Annotated in this window: 24 protein-coding genes and 4 pseudogenes; 22 read left to right on the top strand and 6 right to left on the bottom strand. The window is 39.5% G+C overall.

Annotated features, from left to right (window positions below; translation table 11 throughout):
• Positions 1-262 precede the first annotated feature (262 nt).
• From OH463_RS23525 to OH463_RS23590, 11 genes and pseudogenes are all read left to right on the top strand, one after another.
• Positions 263-748 carry a L,D-transpeptidase family protein gene (locus tag OH463_RS23525; RefSeq protein ID WP_269992841.1) on the top strand — a complete coding sequence of 162 codons (486 nt, stop codon included), beginning with the start codon at positions 263-265 and terminating at the stop codon, positions 746-748.
• 11 nt (positions 749-759) lie between these two features.
• Positions 760-1,128: a DUF2195 family protein gene (locus tag OH463_RS23530; protein ID WP_053350296.1), complete on the top strand. Its 369-nt coding sequence runs from the start codon at positions 760-762 to the stop codon at positions 1,126-1,128.
• Positions 1,129-2,123: 995 nt separating this feature from the next.
• Positions 2,124-2,543, top strand: coding sequence for a hypothetical protein (locus OH463_RS23545; protein ID WP_230544371.1), 420 nt, complete (start codon positions 2,124-2,126; stop codon positions 2,541-2,543).
• Positions 2,544-2,548: 5 nt separating this feature from the next.
• Positions 2,549-3,016, top strand: coding sequence for a hypothetical protein (locus OH463_RS23550; RefSeq protein WP_269992842.1), 468 nt, complete (start codon positions 2,549-2,551; stop codon positions 3,014-3,016).
• Between the two features lie 287 nt (positions 3,017-3,303).
• Positions 3,304-3,555 (top strand): annotated as a pseudogene (locus OH463_RS23555) (BrnT family toxin); the annotation flags it as partial.
• A gap of 23 nt (positions 3,556-3,578) precedes the next feature.
• Positions 3,579-3,758, top strand: coding sequence for a hypothetical protein (locus OH463_RS23560; RefSeq protein WP_017190351.1), 180 nt, complete (start codon positions 3,579-3,581; stop codon positions 3,756-3,758).
• On the top strand, positions 3,755-3,910 hold the full coding sequence (locus OH463_RS23565; RefSeq protein WP_017190350.1) for a hypothetical protein: 156 nt from the start codon (positions 3,755-3,757) through the stop codon (positions 3,908-3,910). Before OH463_RS23560 ends, OH463_RS23565 begins: the two co-directional genes overlap by 4 nt.
• Before the next feature lie 268 nt (positions 3,911-4,178).
• Entirely contained in the window at positions 4,179-4,613 is a 435-nt protein-coding gene (locus OH463_RS23570; protein WP_017190349.1) for a T6SS effector amidase Tae4 family protein, read from the top strand.
• Positions 4,610-5,026: a hypothetical protein gene (locus tag OH463_RS23575; RefSeq protein WP_226982075.1), complete on the top strand. Its 417-nt coding sequence runs from the start codon at positions 4,610-4,612 to the stop codon at positions 5,024-5,026. The genes OH463_RS23570 and OH463_RS23575 overlap by 4 nt, the downstream gene beginning before the upstream one ends.
• A gap of 193 nt (positions 5,027-5,219) precedes the next feature.
• A complete protein-coding gene (locus tag OH463_RS23585) occupies positions 5,220-5,477 on the top strand; it encodes a type II toxin-antitoxin system Phd/YefM family antitoxin (protein WP_005445660.1) in 258 nt (85 codons plus the stop codon).
• A complete protein-coding gene (locus tag OH463_RS23590; RefSeq protein WP_005445657.1) occupies positions 5,465-5,767 on the top strand; it encodes a type II toxin-antitoxin system RelE/ParE family toxin in 303 nt (100 codons plus the stop codon). The genes OH463_RS23585 and OH463_RS23590 overlap by 13 nt, the downstream gene beginning before the upstream one ends.
• A 43-nt stretch (positions 5,768-5,810) precedes the next feature.
• Here OH463_RS23590 and OH463_RS23595 read toward each other — a convergent pair.
• Positions 5,811-5,963 (bottom strand): annotated as a pseudogene (locus tag OH463_RS23595) (IS30 family transposase); the annotation flags it as partial.
• Positions 5,964-6,025: 62 nt separating this feature from the next.
• Between OH463_RS23595 and OH463_RS26330 the strand changes: the two are divergent.
• From OH463_RS26330 to OH463_RS23645, 11 genes and pseudogenes are all read left to right on the top strand, one after another.
• Positions 6,026-6,283 (top strand): annotated as a pseudogene (locus OH463_RS26330) (type II toxin-antitoxin system YafO family toxin); the annotation flags it as partial.
• An 8-nt stretch (positions 6,284-6,291) separates the two neighbouring features.
• On the top strand, positions 6,292-6,564 hold the full coding sequence (locus OH463_RS23600; RefSeq protein ID WP_050903611.1) for a hypothetical protein: 273 nt from the start codon (positions 6,292-6,294) through the stop codon (positions 6,562-6,564).
• A 170-nt stretch (positions 6,565-6,734) separates the two neighbouring features.
• Positions 6,735-7,151 carry a hypothetical protein gene (locus tag OH463_RS23610; protein WP_005445653.1) on the top strand — a complete coding sequence of 139 codons (417 nt, stop codon included), beginning with the start codon at positions 6,735-6,737 and terminating at the stop codon, positions 7,149-7,151.
• A gap of 208 nt (positions 7,152-7,359) precedes the next feature.
• The gene (locus OH463_RS23615) at positions 7,360-7,791 is read left to right on the top strand and encodes a GNAT family N-acetyltransferase (RefSeq protein WP_269992843.1); all 432 of its coding nucleotides are present in this window, start codon (positions 7,360-7,362) and stop codon (positions 7,789-7,791) included.
• Positions 7,792-7,957: 166 nt separating this feature from the next.
• Positions 7,958-8,192, top strand: a pseudogene (locus tag OH463_RS26335) (hypothetical protein); the annotation flags it as partial.
• An 845-nt stretch (positions 8,193-9,037) separates the two neighbouring features.
• On the top strand, positions 9,038-9,289 hold the full coding sequence (locus tag OH463_RS23620) for a DUF2442 domain-containing protein (protein WP_269992844.1): 252 nt from the start codon (positions 9,038-9,040) through the stop codon (positions 9,287-9,289).
• A 62-nt stretch (positions 9,290-9,351) separates the two neighbouring features.
• The gene (locus OH463_RS23625; RefSeq protein WP_017190343.1) at positions 9,352-9,642 is read left to right on the top strand and encodes a hypothetical protein; all 291 of its coding nucleotides are present in this window, start codon (positions 9,352-9,354) and stop codon (positions 9,640-9,642) included.
• Positions 9,643-9,953: 311 nt separating this feature from the next.
• Positions 9,954-10,199, top strand: a complete 246-nt coding sequence (locus tag OH463_RS23630) for a hypothetical protein (protein WP_123947168.1) — start codon at positions 9,954-9,956, stop codon at positions 10,197-10,199.
• 132 nt (positions 10,200-10,331) lie between these two features.
• Complete coding sequence (locus tag OH463_RS23635; RefSeq protein ID WP_005445642.1) at positions 10,332-10,787, top strand: hypothetical protein; 456 nt, start codon at positions 10,332-10,334, stop codon at positions 10,785-10,787.
• 60 nt (positions 10,788-10,847) lie between these two features.
• On the top strand, positions 10,848-11,294 hold the full coding sequence (locus tag OH463_RS23640) for a hypothetical protein (protein ID WP_017817978.1): 447 nt from the start codon (positions 10,848-10,850) through the stop codon (positions 11,292-11,294).
• Between the two features lie 136 nt (positions 11,295-11,430).
• Positions 11,431-11,832, top strand: a complete 402-nt coding sequence (locus OH463_RS23645; RefSeq protein ID WP_005445628.1) for a DUF6793 family protein — start codon at positions 11,431-11,433, stop codon at positions 11,830-11,832.
• A 293-nt stretch (positions 11,833-12,125) separates the two neighbouring features.
• Here OH463_RS23645 and OH463_RS23650 read toward each other — a convergent pair whose 3' ends face one another.
• From OH463_RS23650 to OH463_RS23670, 5 genes are all read right to left on the bottom strand, one after another.
• Complete coding sequence (locus tag OH463_RS23650) at positions 12,126-13,229, bottom strand: phosphoribosylaminoimidazolesuccinocarboxamide synthase (RefSeq protein WP_269992845.1); 1,104 nt, start codon at positions 13,227-13,229, stop codon at positions 12,126-12,128.
• 203 nt (positions 13,230-13,432) lie between these two features.
• On the bottom strand, positions 13,433-13,825 hold the full coding sequence (locus tag OH463_RS23655) for a SulA-like leucine-rich domain-containing protein (protein ID WP_009697340.1): 393 nt from the start codon (positions 13,823-13,825) through the stop codon (positions 13,433-13,435).
• A gap of 361 nt (positions 13,826-14,186) precedes the next feature.
• Positions 14,187-14,372 (bottom strand): hypothetical protein, encoded by a 186-nt coding sequence (locus OH463_RS23660; RefSeq protein WP_005445621.1) that lies wholly within the window; start codon positions 14,370-14,372, stop codon positions 14,187-14,189.
• A 181-nt stretch (positions 14,373-14,553) separates the two neighbouring features.
• Positions 14,554-15,531, bottom strand: coding sequence for a J domain-containing protein (locus OH463_RS23665; RefSeq protein WP_026138246.1), 978 nt, complete (start codon positions 15,529-15,531; stop codon positions 14,554-14,556).
• Between the two features lie 76 nt (positions 15,532-15,607).
• Positions 15,608-16,267, bottom strand: coding sequence for an OmpA family protein (locus OH463_RS23670; RefSeq protein WP_017190341.1), 660 nt, complete (start codon positions 16,265-16,267; stop codon positions 15,608-15,610).
• Positions 16,268-16,432: the final 165 nt, after the last annotated feature.

A 16,432-nucleotide genomic window follows, 5' to 3' on the forward strand; every position in this document is an offset into this window, starting at 1 on the left:
TGTTTAAGAGGGATTCGCAACGCGTGGCATTTTTACTATGCGTTGCGTTTGGTGTTTAAGGTGGTATGCGGAAGTATCGGCATTACGTTGCTCACCCCTTAACAGGGCGTTATAGCGCTAGGCGATAGTGTTGCATTGCTCGCAATTTCAATTACCGCCTGTCTCTGGCATAAGATGCGATAAATTAAACTAAAAACATACAGTTTAATTCGTTATTCGTTTGAGTGAGTATTTGCCTTTTCAAAGTGAAAAGGAGTTACACATGGAGAGTTTGGCTTATACAGGAACAGAGCTTAAGTGGCACTTTAAAGCGACTTCTGGAATGAAGGGTTATCAATACCCTGAAGACCAGTGTGTTCCAGATAAAGGTCCTGTCCCAGAGGGAAAATACTATATTCCTCTTATATTGGGAGCTTTGGCTGAAGATGATGGTTCTGGCTTTTGTGTGCTTAAACCATCATGGCAGGTTCAAGAAATACCGCGTGGAGAAAGCGCAGGCGAGTGTGATCCTTACTGGGATAACTGGGGCTATAATCGGGTGCGCTTTGAACCATACGACGAGGTTACCAAAAAAAGATGCAGACCTTCGAGAAGTGGCTTTTACCTTCATGATTCAACTAAAGGATACAGCCATGGCTGTATCGAAGTGGAAGGACGCTTCTTCAATGAACTTAGAGCGTTTATCAAAAAAAACAGATGCTCGGAAGCTTATGTTAAGTATCAAATACCAACCGAATGTAAAAACTAATGGTGGAACTTATGTTGGCTAGAATCTGTATTTTATTATTTTGTTGCCTCCCCTTTTTGTCGTTCGCGCAGCAGACTGCAAGTAGTTTCGTTGACTTCGAGAATACACTTTCAAATTGTGTTTCTATTGATACTAGCGATACTTATGACCGTAACAATCTAACTCTAGTAGATATGAAGCTGACACTAGAAAAAAATATAGGTAGCTGTGGGTGCAAATCTGCCATAGCATCTATTACGCTTGAAAGCATGCCTTCTGGTAGTTCAAGCTTTGACTTTGCTTTGATCAAGTCTCGCATTATATCAGTTCCTTTATTGCTCGATAATACATTGAAAAATGTTAGCAGCATCAAGGGTGCTTTGGCTTGCGGTAATAACTAGCGCAATAACAAAGCATTTAAGAGAGATTCGTAACGCATGGCATTTTTACTATGCGGTGGCTTATGATGATTAAGGCGCCGTGCGGTAGCTTTTGTATTGCGTTACTCACACCTTAGCAAGGCGTTATGTGCTTTGGTGTTCGTGTTGTTTAGATGTGCATGTAAGTCAATTTAAATTATTAAAAGGCATTACTATGTCCAAAAAGGAATCGGATAAAAGTACAGCACTTAAGTTAGGATTGTTCATGGCTGGCTCGGTATTTGGTGCAGTCTTGTATATCTTTTTTGCAATTCCAGCATCTTGATTGTTCGGGTTACTAGGTGTCGTCGGTTGGGTAGCCACGGTTGGGCTCAAGCTACATGTAGGGATAGAATGTTAGTTGCCATCGTATACGTTATTGTCACACTTCTTATGGTTAAAGTGCTTTTAGAGAAGAGAGTCTCCAAAAGTGTACTTTTTTATTTCGCACTTGAACTCTATTTTGGTGCAGTTGCGGTCGCTTCTTATATCGATTAGCTGTTCTGTGAGCAAAGGTGTTCAGTTTAAGCACGCACATAACAAACTGTTCAAGAGGGATTCGTAACGCGTGGCATTTTTACTATGCATTGCGTCTAGTGTTTAAGGTGGCATGCGGGAGCACCGGTATTGCATTGCTCAGAGCTTTACAGTGAGCGTGCATGGTTGCATATTATTGGGATTACTATGATAGGGACTTCAATATGCAAAATATCCAGGACAAAAGAGAGTTTGAGGCTGCGATTCAAGCTTCAGAAGCGCAAGCAGTGAATGTTGGTCTTTGTATGGTGGTAGATGCATAAGCTAGGCAGCTTTACTCGAGACAAATAAAGCGTTTCTCTGAAGAGTTAAAGTTAGAAGTAAAACAAGGAAAAATTAGTTGAGAGGAAGCTGCAAAAAAGGCGAATGAAACTCGAAATGTAATTATGGAGATTGTAAGGGGTAAAAGTACCCCCGTCGGAAACGCATATGCTCAGCGGTTGAAAAGCAAAGGTAGAACGCTAAATGAACTGGTCGCGAAGAAAACAAACGAGATTTATCTTACCAAGCACTTCAACGATCTTACTTTAGAACAAAAGAACAAAGTGTATTCGGAAATCGTAAAGTCATCTGGCAAATCTAATCCAGATGTCAATAGGCTAATGAAAAATATTTCAAGTGCAGGACGCGGTTTGATTGTTTTATCTATCGGTCTTTCTGTGTACACGATTACCTCCTCTGAAAAGAAACTTGAGACAGCTGGTCGCGAGGCTTTAGTTGCAGGTGCTGGTATTGGCGGCGGTATTGCTGGAGGGGCAATAGCAGGTTTAGCTTGTGGTCCGGGAGCTCCAGTATGTGTAAGTGTGGGGGCTTTTATAGGTGGAACATTAGCTGCATTTGGAGTGAGTATTGCGTGGTAGTTGATATGGAACTGTTATCAAAAGATAAATTGGAAATACGTGACGTTGAGAAAGGCAGTGAGTACATATCTTACAAGATATTATTGGCTATTGAAGGCAGGTCCGCAAATTCTTTTGTCAAAGGTGTACAAGTAGAATATGGCGTAAAGTATGATAACTGTTACGTTATCTTTGTCACTGATGACATCCTTAATGAAGAAACGCTGAGAGTATATTTGTTTGATCTTAATGCAAAGCTGATCGATTACTTGTATATAGGTAGTGCTTATTCAACAGGGCGTTTACAAGACTTGACCCTTCAGAAAGACAGCTCAATATCATTTTTGTTTATAGGGGATACACTCTGGAATATAAAAGTATTATCCAAGGCAGAAATGATTATTCCTTTCGTGTCTAACCCGAAAGGGGTCAGCAGAAAAAGCGTCTTTAGTAGCTTTTTACATGTACAAGGCTCGCCAAAAGCAGAAACCTAACAAAGCATTTAAGAGTGATTCTCAACGCTGGGCATTGTCACTATGCGTTGGTTTATGTGATTAAGGTGCTTGCAGGGACATCGGTATTGCGTTGCTCACACCTTAACAGGGCATTAAATGACCTTTCAAATCGGTGCAACTTAATGTAATCGAGGTATGATGTATATTGAGTTAGCGCGAACTAAAAATATTGGTAAATCGCATTTACGCTTTGAAATTCCATATTCACTCACACTCATACTGGGGCAAAAGGGCAAACTATGGAATTTGAGTAGGACGAGAACAAAAACTTAATAAATTTGGCAAAACATAGAATTGATTTTGCTGATGCTGTACACGTTTTTCTTGATGCTAGCAGAATTGAAAGAGAAGATACACGCTACGACTATGGTGAAGCTAGGTTTCAAACGATTGGCAAGACAAAATATGGTATCTTGTTTGTGATTTATACAGAGAGGCAATCAAGTGGTAATATTAGATTAATCTCAGCACGTAAAGCTAACTCTCGTGAAAAAAATCTTATGAGAGAGATTTATTAAGCCATACTCTCAGGTGGTGTAATATGACAATCAAAAAGGTATCGATTGAGAATTTGAAGTTCTCTCGCGGGCAAACTGACAAAAAGCAACTTGAAGCGCTATCTGATAGAGAAATTAATGAGGCAGCCCTCAGTGATCCAGATAGTGTCGTTCCAACCGAAAAGGAACTTGAAGCGTTTGGTACACCAAAGGAGAGAGCATGACAAAGACAATTAAACTTTCAGACGTTCAATCACTCAACGGAAAAACGAACTGGCTCTATTTAAAAAAGTCAAATGAAAGTAGCAAACCAAGCCAAATAGCACCAGAGATTCGTCAGCATCATTTAAACCAAATGAAAAGACCGAAGTCATAGGTCATTTAACAAACTGTTTAAGAGCGATTCGCAACGCGTGGCATTCTTACTCCATCGCTGGGCTTTATGTTTACGGTGGTATGATTAGGTTTCGTGGTTGCGTTGTTCACCCCTTAACAGGGTGTTAGAACTACAAAGGCGCATACAACGACTTGAAATTAATAGACTTATAAATATCGATATGAGTCGACAAAAAGACGTACTCATATTTAACAACATATTTGCATATGTGAGTATTCCCTTAAGCTCACACCAATAAAGGCTAAATATGAAAAAGCCAAGTTTCAGCAAGCTCAAAGTAAACTATAAAACTCTTCCTACGCAAATCCATTCATGCTCAATGGCATTTCCCAATACTTGCGCAATTAGGATGAGCGAAGCTTTAGTTAAAACAGATAGTGACTTCCTTACAGCCTTGAAGAATTCGTCAAAGAATAAATGCTCGCATGGTTATTTAAGGGGGGCACAAGATCTAGCTGCAGTGCTAGGTTCTCCAAAAGTCTTAGGAACACGTACACTCGGTTGGACAAGCCAAGCAAATGGGCAACCGCCAAGCAATGCTATCGGTAAGAAAGGTATTGTATGTTATATGAATATTCCTGACTTTTCAGGGCAAGGGCATATAGATTTATGGGATGGGACTAAAGCTGTAGGCGATGCCTATTGGGAAGCGAAAACTATATGGATGTGGACATTAACATGAGTAAGTTCTCTATCTTTATAAGTATTTTGATCTCGTTTTCCGTTAGCGCAGAGCAATTCTCGATTTTTGAAAGAGAAATTAAGTTAAATGAAGATTGTACCGTAGACGTTATTAACGCTGGGAATCTCTCATATTCTCAAGAACTGAGTGATATCGGGGAAAAAAAATGTTCGTTTATTAAGTTTGGAGAAACTAGTTTAATTCATCTAGAGCGATTCAATGATAAATATGTAGTTTTGGTTGAATCTCAATCTTTCGACAACAAAGAATGCACTTCTCGTTATGGAGCGTTAATTTTCCGCCGTGATAAACCAGTAGAGTTGATCAACTGGTTTAAGGAAAGTGGTAGTTGCGGGGCTGATAGAGAAAGAAGGGTTTTTGAATACTTTGTATCAAAGTCCGTGCAAAAGTAATTCTAACAATCTGTTCAAGAGTGATTCAGCACGCGTGGCATTTTTACTATGCTTTGGTTTCGGTGTTGACGTGCCATGCTTCGGCTTGGTCATTGCGTGCTTCACACCTTAACAAGGCGTTAGCCGTCATAGAGCTTGCTATACTTAAAGTGATAGAATAGTATCACTTTAGTATTCCTTTGGAGCAACTCTCATGAAAGTAGAACTAGTTACATCACTCAAACGTCAAGCAACTAAGATTCTCGCCGATCTCCACGACACCAAAGAACCAGTGTTAATTACTGAGCATGGTAAGCCATCCGCGTATCTCGTTGATGTTGATGACTACGAGTTTATGCAAAATCGTTTAGCTATTCTTGAGGGTATTGCACGAGGTGAGCGTGCACTAGCTGACGGTAAAGTGGTAAGTCATGATGAAGCCAAGGGCAAAATGTCAAAATGGCTGAAATAATCTGGACTGAGCCAGCGTTATCTGACCTCAACGATATCGCTGAATACATCGCACTTGAAAATATCGTAGCTGCAAAGCAGTTAGTGCAAACGATCTTCTCCAAAGTCGAACGTTTACAAACTTTCCCAGAGTCAGGTCGTATTCCACCCGATCTAAAACATTTAAGTTATCGTGAAGTTGTCGTTAATCCATGTCGTGTTTTCTATAAACAAGACGGTGACAAAGTGTTTATTTTGTTTGTTATGCGCGCAGAGAGAGATTTGCGTAAGTTCTTGTTAAATAAGCAATAACCTTTAGGAATGAGCGCTTAGTATCAAGCTTGAAGTGCGACACTTAGAGTAGCTGCTCATAAATATACTCCGTTGGTGTCTTGTAACCAAGCCTTTGGCGTGGTCTGTTATTCAGTTTATATGCTATCTGGTTGTGGTTGCACAGTCTTTGTGTCACATAAGCCATTGAGGTTTTCTTAGGTAAATATTGGCGTACAGTTCAAAGGTTACAAGAAAACGGGTGTTCTTCACGAATCATTTGGTTAAGACACTACTTATAATTTTCCAAGTCAGGTCAAGCAGGCTGGGATGTTTCACATCCATATTAGACATTCTTCATCCAAACGTTGGCATTTGAAGAAGCTTTCATATCATAAGACCAGTAACACCGCGTTGATCTACTGCGAGGGCTTTTTGAATAAAAATTACTTTTTACTCTCAGGTTTTATTGAAAATGCTCTTCAATTATTTAAATTAAAACCACTTTACTTAATGGAATTGGCCGACGTAGCTGAACGCTTTCGTGAAAAGTTTTAGGAGGTAGTATGAGTATTGAGTTGAATTGGGAAAAAGGATTGCCATCATTTGTTGGTATGTATTTTGTTGCGGTAAAACTAGGACCCGCTGCTGGCGTCTACGATTTTGCTCAGTGGAATGGCTCAGCGTGGGAGTTACAAATAGAGGGTGATATAATTGCTTATGTAGATATTCAAGAATTCAAGAATTCCTTGGATATCAAATGGCCTGAAGATGTATTTATACAAAGAGAGCTTCAACAACTATCAGAAGATGACTCTGATCTTTGGTCAGAATCCTAGGGCTAACAAAGCATTTAAGAGTAACTCTCAACGCTTGGCATTTTTACCATGCGTTGGTGTTAGTGATTAAGGTGGTATGCGGTCGCTTAGGTATTTTGCGTGCTTTATACCTTAACAAGGCGTTATGTGTATGTAGCTTAAAAACGTATAGCTAATTTGTCGAGAAATATATGAAAAGGATTTTGTGTTTATTTTTAATTGTTGGATTAGTTGGATGCGCTACAGCTCCAACAGCACCATCTGATATTAAGCTAGCGTCTCATAAACGATTATATAATCAAAATTTATATAAACCTTCTGAACTTAGAACTGTTCCAGTGACGATAACACGGGACACTGGTGTTTTAGGGTCTTTGGCTACTACATTCTTGAAAATAGATGGAGAATACGTGGTGTGGCTTAACGTGATGGAGGAAATTACCATTTACTTAGCTCCAGGAGGATACGTATTCGAAGTAGAAAATGGAGTATGTCCTGATATCAAACAGTGCAAAAAATCATTAGACGTAACTATAAAAAATGGATTTAGCAATAACTTTAGGATTGCCGCTGACGACGGTTTTGAGATCATTCGCTCCAACACATAAACATAACAAACTGTTTAGGGAGGGCATCAAGCATAGCATTTTTATCATCCCTTGATTTTAGTGACTAAGGTGATGTGCGACAGCTTTTGTTCTGTGTTGCTCACTCTTAGCAGGGAATTATGCGATTGGTGGACAACTCATACCTATTGAGGTTAACATTCCTCCTCGCGGCTGCACATGGATTTCAGTCAACTTTAGAGAAAATACGATGATTGTAGAAAATGTGCTTCCTGAAAATTACGCAGAAATGCTTAGTGTTTGGGAAAATTCAGTCCGAGCAACTCATGACTTCATATCAGAAGAAGATATTGAGTTTTTTAAACCAATTATCATTGAGCAGGCTTTTCCTGCTGTCACGTTAAGATGTGTGAAAAATGAAAGTGGTTCAATTTTAGGTTTCGTGGGTATTCACGACTCAAAGGTTGAAATGCTGTTCATCTTAAACGAGGCAAGAGGGCAAGGTGTTGGTAAGGTGCTACTGCAATACGCAATAGAGCAGTTAGGCGCAACCAAAGTGGATGTAAACGAACAAAACCCGAAAGCCGTAGGTTTCTACGAGCATATGGGTTTTAAAGTAGTTTCTCGCTCACCGCTTGATGATATGGGAAAACCTTTTCCAATTCTGCATATGGCACTTTAGAGCTCGGTTTGTCGTAACCAGTTTGCTAGAAGAAACGCCCAAAGCTAATAACTTTGGGCGTTTCCGTATGTGGTGAAAAATCACATAACAATAAATTTAAGAGTGATTCGTAACGCTTGGCGTTTTTACTCCAAACCAGTTCAGTGTGCTATTTGCTTGGGCGTAGCATGACAATACCGCAGAATATTGGTTAAAATATCAACTACTATAAGAACACCATAAATTTATAAAGCCTTATGCGTTTGGGGCGTTGTGTGGCGAAGCGGGAACTGTAATGACTTATGCTGAGAAAGCACTATCATTGTATTGTATTCTTCGCCAGACATTAAATATTATGGGAAAGCCTGTGGTGGTAAAAAGCCGCAGATAATACACGGCATATGCAGAGTTCGCACAGTTGATAGCCTCACACTTTCCGATATCAGAAATTATTGCAGAATAGTAATTAGTGCCCGTGGCGTTAACTTATTAAGTCAAGAATCTAATTTCGGGATTAGTGTTTAGTTATGTTTCTAAATTAATACAAAAATGTAACTTACAACATTATAACTGAGCCATTGATCTCAAGGTGTCAATTATATAATGGTGAGGCTTCTTTATTAGGGTGATATGATTTATATTTTTACTTGAAGCATATAGGCAAGATGAAACCTGTCTAATGTATCAGGAGGTAAAATGGATTGTTTGCCGAAACTTATGGCTAGGAAGTTTGAGTGGGTTGAAAATGTGTCAATGCTCAGGATATGGATGATACTTATCTCTATATTACTAGTTTGTCCTTTCCTTGCTGTAGTGCTCATTAAAATCGACATAAGTTTGTTATTGTTTGTATGTGGCATATATTTTTTGCTTTTATTTGGTTTACTTTACGCTAAATACTATTCGTCAGAAATTATGTTATTAAAAGCATCCAAAAGCAGAAGTGGACTTATTCAAAATATGTTTTTACTTATGATTTTTCCTAGTTTAGGTGTTAATTAAAAATGGCTGGGTAAGTATTTTTATATATATTTATTGGGTGTGCGTATTCAATATGTTTTTTATTATGTTGACTATAATGGCATGTTCTCATCCAATTTTATTGGAGATAATACGCTGAAGTGTAAAACTACTAATTAATTCGCAATTTACGCCTTATCACCAAGCCTAATGGAACGTACTTTAAAACTTGTTTTTATCGTTTTTCATATAAACAGTAAACCTCCCTAAATGGACAATTATCCTGAACAGATTTTAGAAGGAAAAAGTGGAAAACATTTCAATAGTCAAGGTAAAACATCTTTTTGGATACATATTAAAGATACAATTCAGTGACGGACACATATCTATTGTTGACTTCTCATCATTTATTTTTAGTGGAAAACACCCGGATTATGAGCAGTACAGGGATACTTGTTTCTTTGTTGACTTTGACATTGTTGATGGGAATCTGAACTGGCATGATTATAATATGATTTTTCCTATTGAAGATCTTTATAAAAATAATATTGTTAATTAATGATTCTTCCTTGTTTTAAAAATTTTTAGTTTGCGAAAACTTAATTATAGACGGAAATGTTCATGGAAAAAAAAGTCTTACTATCATCAAGTCAAATAGAGAAAAGTCACATAACATATGTTAGGGAATTAAAATGTAGCTTTGTTGATTGGGAAACTAGAATAATATTAGAATCTACGCTTAATGAGCTTGAAAGGCTAAGGAGTATAAGTGAGTTTTCCGATGATGAAAATGTTCGCGCTAATGCTGCTAATGATTATATAAAGGTTCAACTACTCAGAAAGTCACTTGAGAGTGAGGCGAAGGTTGTATTTGGGGAACAAATACTTAATTTTAACCAAGAAGACTTATGATACTCGCTTTGCTGATAGGATTCCTTAGATGTATTGAAAGTGAAAACCTTATTCAATGTTGCTCCATTGGAGGGAGAAGTGAAACGCAAGTCACGAAATTTACTCGCATATGTTGAGTTACAAAATGGAGATATCTTGATAGATCTGATAACACTAACTCGCAATGGTCAGTCTTACTACTTTCAAGGAAAGCGATGGCAGCGAAACCAATGTTGTCTCGGTGAGGACGAGTGCACTGCAGATGATGGAAGTACGATACATATTTAGCTTCTAAATAGGCGACAGCGCCCTATATGGGTTGAGAGTAAAGAGTGTTACGTTTTGCCAGCTGCACAAAAACGTTATCAGCTATGGATTTCAAAGCAGCGATAAAACAGGCTTGGAGCTCTATGTTTGATGATAAAGAACTGAGGTACATAAAGATTTACTTAATTGAGAAGTATGAGCGTGATTTAGCTTTGTTAGCTAAATTAGATGAAGACAGTGATGATTATATCGAACTTGCAAACGATCTCATGCTACTGGAATGTTTAATCTTTAAATTTACTAAAGTATAAGTAAGGTTATTTCCACCCAATACGGGCACTAGGATCTACAAACTAAAAACGGAAAGAGTGACCAAATTCTCTTTTGGATTTGGAAGATTTTAGAAAAATTATTACTTCTTAGTGAAAATGATAAAGGGAAACATGAAAACATTATTAAGACAAAACAAGTTGTCCAATATTAAGCTACTTCATAGTTTTATAAACAGAGTCTTTTTCTTTAGTATTTTAGCTTACTACTTAGTGATCATTTCAGAAGAACCATTGCTTACTCAACTCAGCTTTATAGCCTTTGGTTGTGGTTTCTCACTACTTATCGATTATTCAGCATCAAAACCACGACAGTCTGTCGAGGTCTCGTTTGATGGCACTAAGTTGAGGTTTCTCAATATGTGTATCATGACATCTGATGTAAAAGAAATTCTGTATGGACAAACCAAGAGGTTTGAACACACGGTTCGTTTTCGCTACAAAAATCAGACTTACCAAGATTTTGAACTTGCTTCGAAAGACTTGATCGAGGATTTGCGATTTTATTACTTTCTCGTGGATAACCAGTTACCAGTCAAAATGTTAGATTGTAACGAGCGCTTGATTTAATGCTTCTGTAAGAACGAGGAAAAAATGAATCAATTTTGTTGTTTATATTGCGTGGGGATAATGAAAACACTCGTTATCAACGTGACGCTACTCATTTTAGTTGGATGCGTGTCAAAAGTGGATAAACTGAGCTACTTGGAAACATGGAATGACAAGTGGCAAGAGTGTGACAAGGTAGGCAAGGAAACGACTATTGTATTTCCTCAGTCTGATTGGTTCAAAAGTTTGACGCTAGATAACAAAAGAAAAGTATTCTTATACATACATTTTCTTAAGGATTACGAGTGCACTCAAGAAGAAGCCGAAAAACTTAAAAGTGTTTTGAGCGAATATGACATTACAACGCTCAATGAGGTTCTGAAAGGATTTATCTACTTCGACATGCCAAGCAATGTTGATGTTAAACATTTAGATGAACAGCAGCTTATCTTTCTCTCTAATCAAATTTTGGGGCCTTTCAATGCTATAACAACAGCAGAAGCGATGGGATTAATAAAACACGAATGAACCTAAGCTGTGAGAATTATATTGTGTCAACATCTGATGATGATCGGTATGGCGATGGACTACGAAAAAGTGAGTTATTTCGTTTTAACCATGCTTTCTAATTCAAGAAGCTTGAAGGTGCATCGCAGTAAAAGCCATGATTACTGGCGTAATTAGAGATAGTTATACCGAAGCAATTGAACTCATGTTAATTATTGGTTTTATTCCTCACAACTTTTCCTGTTTAGGGGAGCAACGTGTGTCAAAGGAGGGCTTTGTGGAGTGGATGTTAGGCATATTAGCTTTTGCTGTATTTTGGGGACAAAACGAGTTCTCTTCGATTAAGTATCGACAAAAGATAATTGAGCGCAAGATAGATCTCTTATTGGAACAATCAGGTTTAGAGGTCGATCAACGGTTTGGTGTCTCAATCGAGGTGTGTGATGCGGTTAAATCCGGGGCTAAATTAAAAGCTATTCGTCTTTATAGAAAAGAGATGGGGGCTTCGCTGAGAGATGCTAAAAGGGTTATAGAAACATTGGAAAAAGAGATTGCTTGAGCCTGTCGATATAGAACTCAAGAGTATTTAACTCAATCATATTTACTTTGAATTTGGGTATAAACACACTATTTAACTTGGTATAGTAGTCTTTGTTGTGGTTACGTTGTCACTCGACTCTCAAGGTTGTATTCTGAAGGCCTGTCCTGTCTTCACATTGGTTCGAAGCTGAACAATGCGTTACTTACGAAACATTTATTAAGTTAGCTAAATGCAAACGAATAAAAACAAAAACCCGCAATGTGCGGGTTTTTTAATCGAGACTATACTGCCAGTAAACGGCAATGGGTAGCTTAGTCAATTAAGCCATAGTCTTTACTTAAAATCTCTATGATTTCAGCTTTAGGGTTTTGGCTTAACGTAATTGGCTTTCCGGTAATTTTTTCTGCAATACCAATGTAAGTGCGAGAGATATCCATTAAAGATTCGACTGGCAATTCGTTGTTGCGAGCCAATGCTTCACGTTCTGACATACGCTCTTTATTAAGTAAAATATCTGGGTCAGGGAAGTGGTTTAGCAGGAATTGACGGAAACCTTCTTTCGAGTTTTCGACGATTTGACCTTTTTGATACGCTTTGGTATCCCAAATTCGCGATGAATCAGGTGTGCCAACTTCATCCATATAAATTAGTTTTTTATTACCTGCGGCATCGTGTACGTAACCGAACTCGAACTTAGTATCAACAAAGGTTTGGTCGATGGCTTCCAGTGCATGACTGATCACGTTAAAGCCTTCTTTGAGTAGCTTCTCATACTGCGCTATGTCCTCTGCATGAGAGAAGTTGAAAGCTGCAAAGTTGTCCACGATATTTTCGCGAGTGATGTTCACGTCATCAGCTTCAGGGACGTCAGGAATGCCTTTCAAGATACCTTTGGTTGAAGGTGTCATTAGTAGCTCTGGCAACATTTTATCTTTTTCAAGACCTTCTGGAAGCTGAATACCACAGAAGTTGCGTTCACCATTTGCATAAGCACGCCACATAGAGCCTGTAATGTACTTACGACAGATAGCTTCAATCTTAACTGGTTTGGCTTTTTGTACAATCCAGACAAACGGGTGGGGGATATCTAAAATATGGCTATCTGCAAGACCGTTTTCTTTAAACAGTTTAAACCAGTGATTTGAAATTGCGTTCAGCGCTGCTCCTTTACCCGGAACGCCTTTTAGTCCTCCTTCTCCGTGCCAAATACAATCGAATGCTGAGATGCGATCGCTGATTACCATAATGGCCAAGGGCGCATTTGGGGCGACGTCGTATCCTTTTTCTTTGATCAGTCGTGCGCTGTCTTTTTCTGTTAACCAGTAAACAGAGCGAACTTTTCCGCTGTGGACGGGCTTGTGAGTGCGAATTGGCAGGTCGTCATTGACGGCAAGTACTTGATTAGCAAGGCTCATTGCGACATTCCTATCATCTTAATCAAACGTCAGAAAGAGAACTTACTCAGCGCACAGTGCGCACTGAATAAACCGAATGAGGGCATCATACCAGAACTATTTTAACTCGCCAGAGAAAAAGCAAACGTTTGCCTTATTTTGTTTTGGTATAAAAAAGCCCCCTTAAAAGGAGGCGAGATGCAGGATGGATAACGTCGATATTATTAGTGGTATTGGCTTGGACGGCCTTCGACGAAAAAGACTTCGCACTGATAACGCTGAGCGATGTCACGAAGCATAGATTGATTGATAAGAGCAATCTCATTCGAAGCAACAACTGCGCTAGCATTGCCAGATTGGATGGCTTTAATAACGATTTCCACTTCAGAAAGTTGCTGAGATGGCTTCATCTGAATGATGTTTTGACAGCGAATATTAGAAGCAGCAAGTTGCTCAAAATCAGGACGCGGGCACTGAGCAGTAAACAAAATCCACTGCTGTTGCTGAGATAATACTGCCAACTGAGAAAGAAGTTGGTCAGAGACATCCATCGGTTGTGTTGCTTGCGCCAATACGTTGTAGCGAGAGTATGTATGAGTTTGACTTTGTAACTGCATCTTACTGTTCCTTTATACATGCTGTATGTGTATACAGTAGTTTGTTTTCGAAGTCTGATCAACCCATTTTTATCGATGACTTAGAATAAATGTCGCATGTTTATAGCTTAGGATTTTGTTAAGTTGTTGAATTATAGAAATAAAGTTATTATCGAGTGTAGATTGGCAGTGTGAGAAAATGTGAACTCATCGACATTGCGCTTCCTGTCTATACAGTGTTTTTCTACTGTATAGACAGGGGTTGCACAGTAGGATTTGACTCGGAGACGAAAAGGCAGGATGGAAAATGGTAAGCTGATACGATCAAAAAAGCGCCTTAAACAAGGCGCCTTTGAAAATCAGTTCCATTGATTTGTTGTGGTTAGCTTGCTCGCTGAACCATACGTTCACGCATTTGCAATTCACCTTGGTTAAAGAGGCGCACATCAATTTTGGCGATGTCGTAGCAAGATTTGCAAGAACGATGGTATTTACCATCTAGGTAATCATGACGAGTAACAAAGCTAGGTTTTTTGCACCAGTCACAGGTGCCTTCTTCAGTGAACATTGATTTTCTCCCCACCTACATGAATTTTGAGTCGCTAGGTGTTATTTTTCGCCAAGTATTATGGCATACAAAAGATAGCTAGGTTAAATGTCTGTTAATTTGTTTGAGAGGGAGATCGATTGCGAGCCTTTATTTTAGAGGCAGAAAAGCTCGCATGCTAAAGGGGTTTGACTTGGTTTTACTATTTTGTAACATTCTGTGAAATGGTTTTAAACGCCTGATTTAAACGCTTCATTTCTTCTTCACTTCCTCTGGAATCAGGATGATAGAGCTTTGATAGTTGTCTGTAGCGCAATTTCACTGCTTTACTGTCTGGGATACTCTGTGGGGTATAACCGAACATGGCGCATGCTACAGCCAATCTGTGTCCTTCCGATTGACCTTTGATCTTCCTAAACTCTTTGAATACCTTTTCAAGTTGACGTTTAAGCTGCTTATTTGCAAATTCAAGTTCTTTAGTTTGAGTTTCTAACTGCAGCGTTCTGGATACTTGGTGGGCGGTATTTGCATTGATATTCTGACGATGTCGACGAGTTGCGAATGCGCCTCCAGCAATTACTAAAGCAGCACCTAGGGCGCCAAAGAAGTACCAAAGTGTGGACTCTTGTGCTTGTTGCGTGGACTTCGCTTGTTTTTGGTCTTGTTCTTCTTCGTCGGTGGCTTTTTTGTCTAACTCGACGATTTCCGATACTTGTTTAGCTCGTAATTGGTTAAACCGCGCTTCCAAAAATTGATTGTACGCTTGCTCTGCTTGCGGGTTTTTTAAAGCCGAAAGTTGATACCAGGCTTCAACCAAATCGGCGTTTGATACTTCTTGCTGATGATGTTCTACAAAATCAGCCAACAAGAACCCGCGATCGTTTGGATCATCCAGTGCCACTGATGTAAACCAATACACTGCTAAGGTGTAATCTACGTCTCCGGTTAAACCTCTAGCGTAGTCTTCGGCTAACTGCTTTTGCGCTGGAATATACCCTTGATGTGCCGATTGTTCTAACCAATAGCGTGCGTCATTAGGTGAAGTTGGATTAGGGGATAGAGCCAGTTGCTGCGCTAGTTCGAATTGCGCCTCAGGCTGAGTTGGGTTTTGGGAGGCGAATGCTGCGCCCGTCAGACTGGTCATCAATACCAGAGAAAGGGCAAAAGTTTTGAAACACATGAGGTATGTCAGGTCTAGCGCTTATCGCTAGACCTGCTCCGGTAATTTTAGTTATTACCGATATGGTGCAACCAAATTACTTCAGTGGCAAGATCTGGATTTCAACACGACGGTTGCAAGCACGACCTTCAGAAGTTTGGTTTGAGCAAATTGGGTTACGCTCACCGTAGCCACGTGCGATTGCACGACCTGCTGCGACGTTTTGTGATACTAGGTATTGACGTACCGATTCAGCACGACGCTCAGATAGCGTTTGGTTGTAAGAATCGCTACCAGTACTGTCGGTGTAACCATCGATCACAAGGCTAGTGTCTGGGTATTCAACCAGAATGCGCGCCACGCCACGTAGTGTGTTATGGATGCTTGCGTCTAGTTGGTAAGAGCTTGAAGAGAAGCCAATGCCGTTTTCCATGCGAAGAAGCAGTTTGTTTTCACCTACGCGTTCAACTTGCACACCTGAATTCAGTAGTGCACGACGCAATTCTGCTTCTTGTTGGTCAAAGTAGTAACCAATGCCAGCACCAGTTGCGCCACCAGCTGCAGCGCCAATTAATGCATGTTGACGACGTTCTTTTGCATTGTCGCCCGTCGCAAGACCGATTGCTGCGCCAGCAATCGCACCGATAAGCGCACCTTGTGTGGTGGAATTTGTTTCGTATTCACCTGTGGTTGCGTTTTGGCGTTGGGTTGCTTGACAGCCTGTAAGAGCCAGCACTAGCGCAAGTGCAATAGACATCTTTTTCAAAGGAAAATCTCCGTATAAGCCGAGGCGCAATGGCGCCTCATAATGGGATGTGAATTATGGAATAGAAGGTATTGATATTTGTTATGTGAACGTCAGATTGATAGGACGTTCGTCAGCTTTTTCTGATAGTTGGCGATTGAATAACCAGTGATAGGC

The organism is Vibrio sp. NFR, assembly GCF_027587095.1.
In the GTDB taxonomy this organism is placed as follows: Bacteria; Pseudomonadota; Gammaproteobacteria; order Enterobacterales; family Vibrionaceae; genus Vibrio; species Vibrio harveyi.

Coding starts and splice junctions, on each gene's coding strand:
- OH463_RS23560 (WP_017190351.1), top strand. CDS start 3,579: ATGACAATCAAAAAGGTATCGATTGAGAATTTGAAGTTCTCTCGCGGG.
- OH463_RS23625 (WP_017190343.1), top strand. CDS start 9,352: ATGGAAAAAAAAGTCTTACTATCATCAAGTCAAATAGAGAAAAGTCAC.
- OH463_RS23655 (WP_009697340.1), bottom strand. CDS start 13,825: ATGCAGTTACAAAGTCAAACTCATACATACTCTCGCTACAACGTATTG.
- OH463_RS23600 (WP_050903611.1), top strand. CDS start 6,292: ATGAGTATTGAGTTGAATTGGGAAAAAGGATTGCCATCATTTGTTGGT.
- OH463_RS23565 (WP_017190350.1), top strand. CDS start 3,755: ATGACAAAGACAATTAAACTTTCAGACGTTCAATCACTCAACGGAAAA.
- OH463_RS23525 (WP_269992841.1), top strand. CDS start 263: ATGGAGAGTTTGGCTTATACAGGAACAGAGCTTAAGTGGCACTTTAAA.
- OH463_RS23670 (WP_017190341.1), bottom strand. CDS start 16,267: ATGTCTATTGCACTTGCGCTAGTGCTGGCTCTTACAGGCTGTCAAGCA.
- OH463_RS23645 (WP_005445628.1), top strand. CDS start 11,431: ATGATTACTGGCGTAATTAGAGATAGTTATACCGAAGCAATTGAACTC.
- OH463_RS23640 (WP_017817978.1), top strand. CDS start 10,848: ATGAAAACACTCGTTATCAACGTGACGCTACTCATTTTAGTTGGATGC.
- OH463_RS23575 (WP_226982075.1), top strand. CDS start 4,610: ATGAGTAAGTTCTCTATCTTTATAAGTATTTTGATCTCGTTTTCCGTT.
- OH463_RS23665 (WP_026138246.1), bottom strand. CDS start 15,531: ATGTGTTTCAAAACTTTTGCCCTTTCTCTGGTATTGATGACCAGTCTG.
- OH463_RS23610 (WP_005445653.1), top strand. CDS start 6,735: ATGAAAAGGATTTTGTGTTTATTTTTAATTGTTGGATTAGTTGGATGC.
- OH463_RS23550 (WP_269992842.1), top strand. CDS start 2,549: ATGGAACTGTTATCAAAAGATAAATTGGAAATACGTGACGTTGAGAAA.
- OH463_RS23635 (WP_005445642.1), top strand. CDS start 10,332: ATGAAAACATTATTAAGACAAAACAAGTTGTCCAATATTAAGCTACTT.
- OH463_RS23585 (WP_005445660.1), top strand. CDS start 5,220: ATGAAAGTAGAACTAGTTACATCACTCAAACGTCAAGCAACTAAGATT.
- OH463_RS23660 (WP_005445621.1), bottom strand. CDS start 14,372: ATGTTCACTGAAGAAGGCACCTGTGACTGGTGCAAAAAACCTAGCTTT.
- OH463_RS23530 (WP_053350296.1), top strand. CDS start 760: ATGTTGGCTAGAATCTGTATTTTATTATTTTGTTGCCTCCCCTTTTTG.
- OH463_RS23590 (WP_005445657.1), top strand. CDS start 5,465: ATGGCTGAAATAATCTGGACTGAGCCAGCGTTATCTGACCTCAACGAT.
- OH463_RS23615 (WP_269992843.1), top strand. CDS start 7,360: ATGATTGTAGAAAATGTGCTTCCTGAAAATTACGCAGAAATGCTTAGT.
- OH463_RS23570 (WP_017190349.1), top strand. CDS start 4,179: ATGAAAAAGCCAAGTTTCAGCAAGCTCAAAGTAAACTATAAAACTCTT.
- OH463_RS23650 (WP_269992845.1), bottom strand. CDS start 13,229: ATGAGCCTTGCTAATCAAGTACTTGCCGTCAATGACGACCTGCCAATT.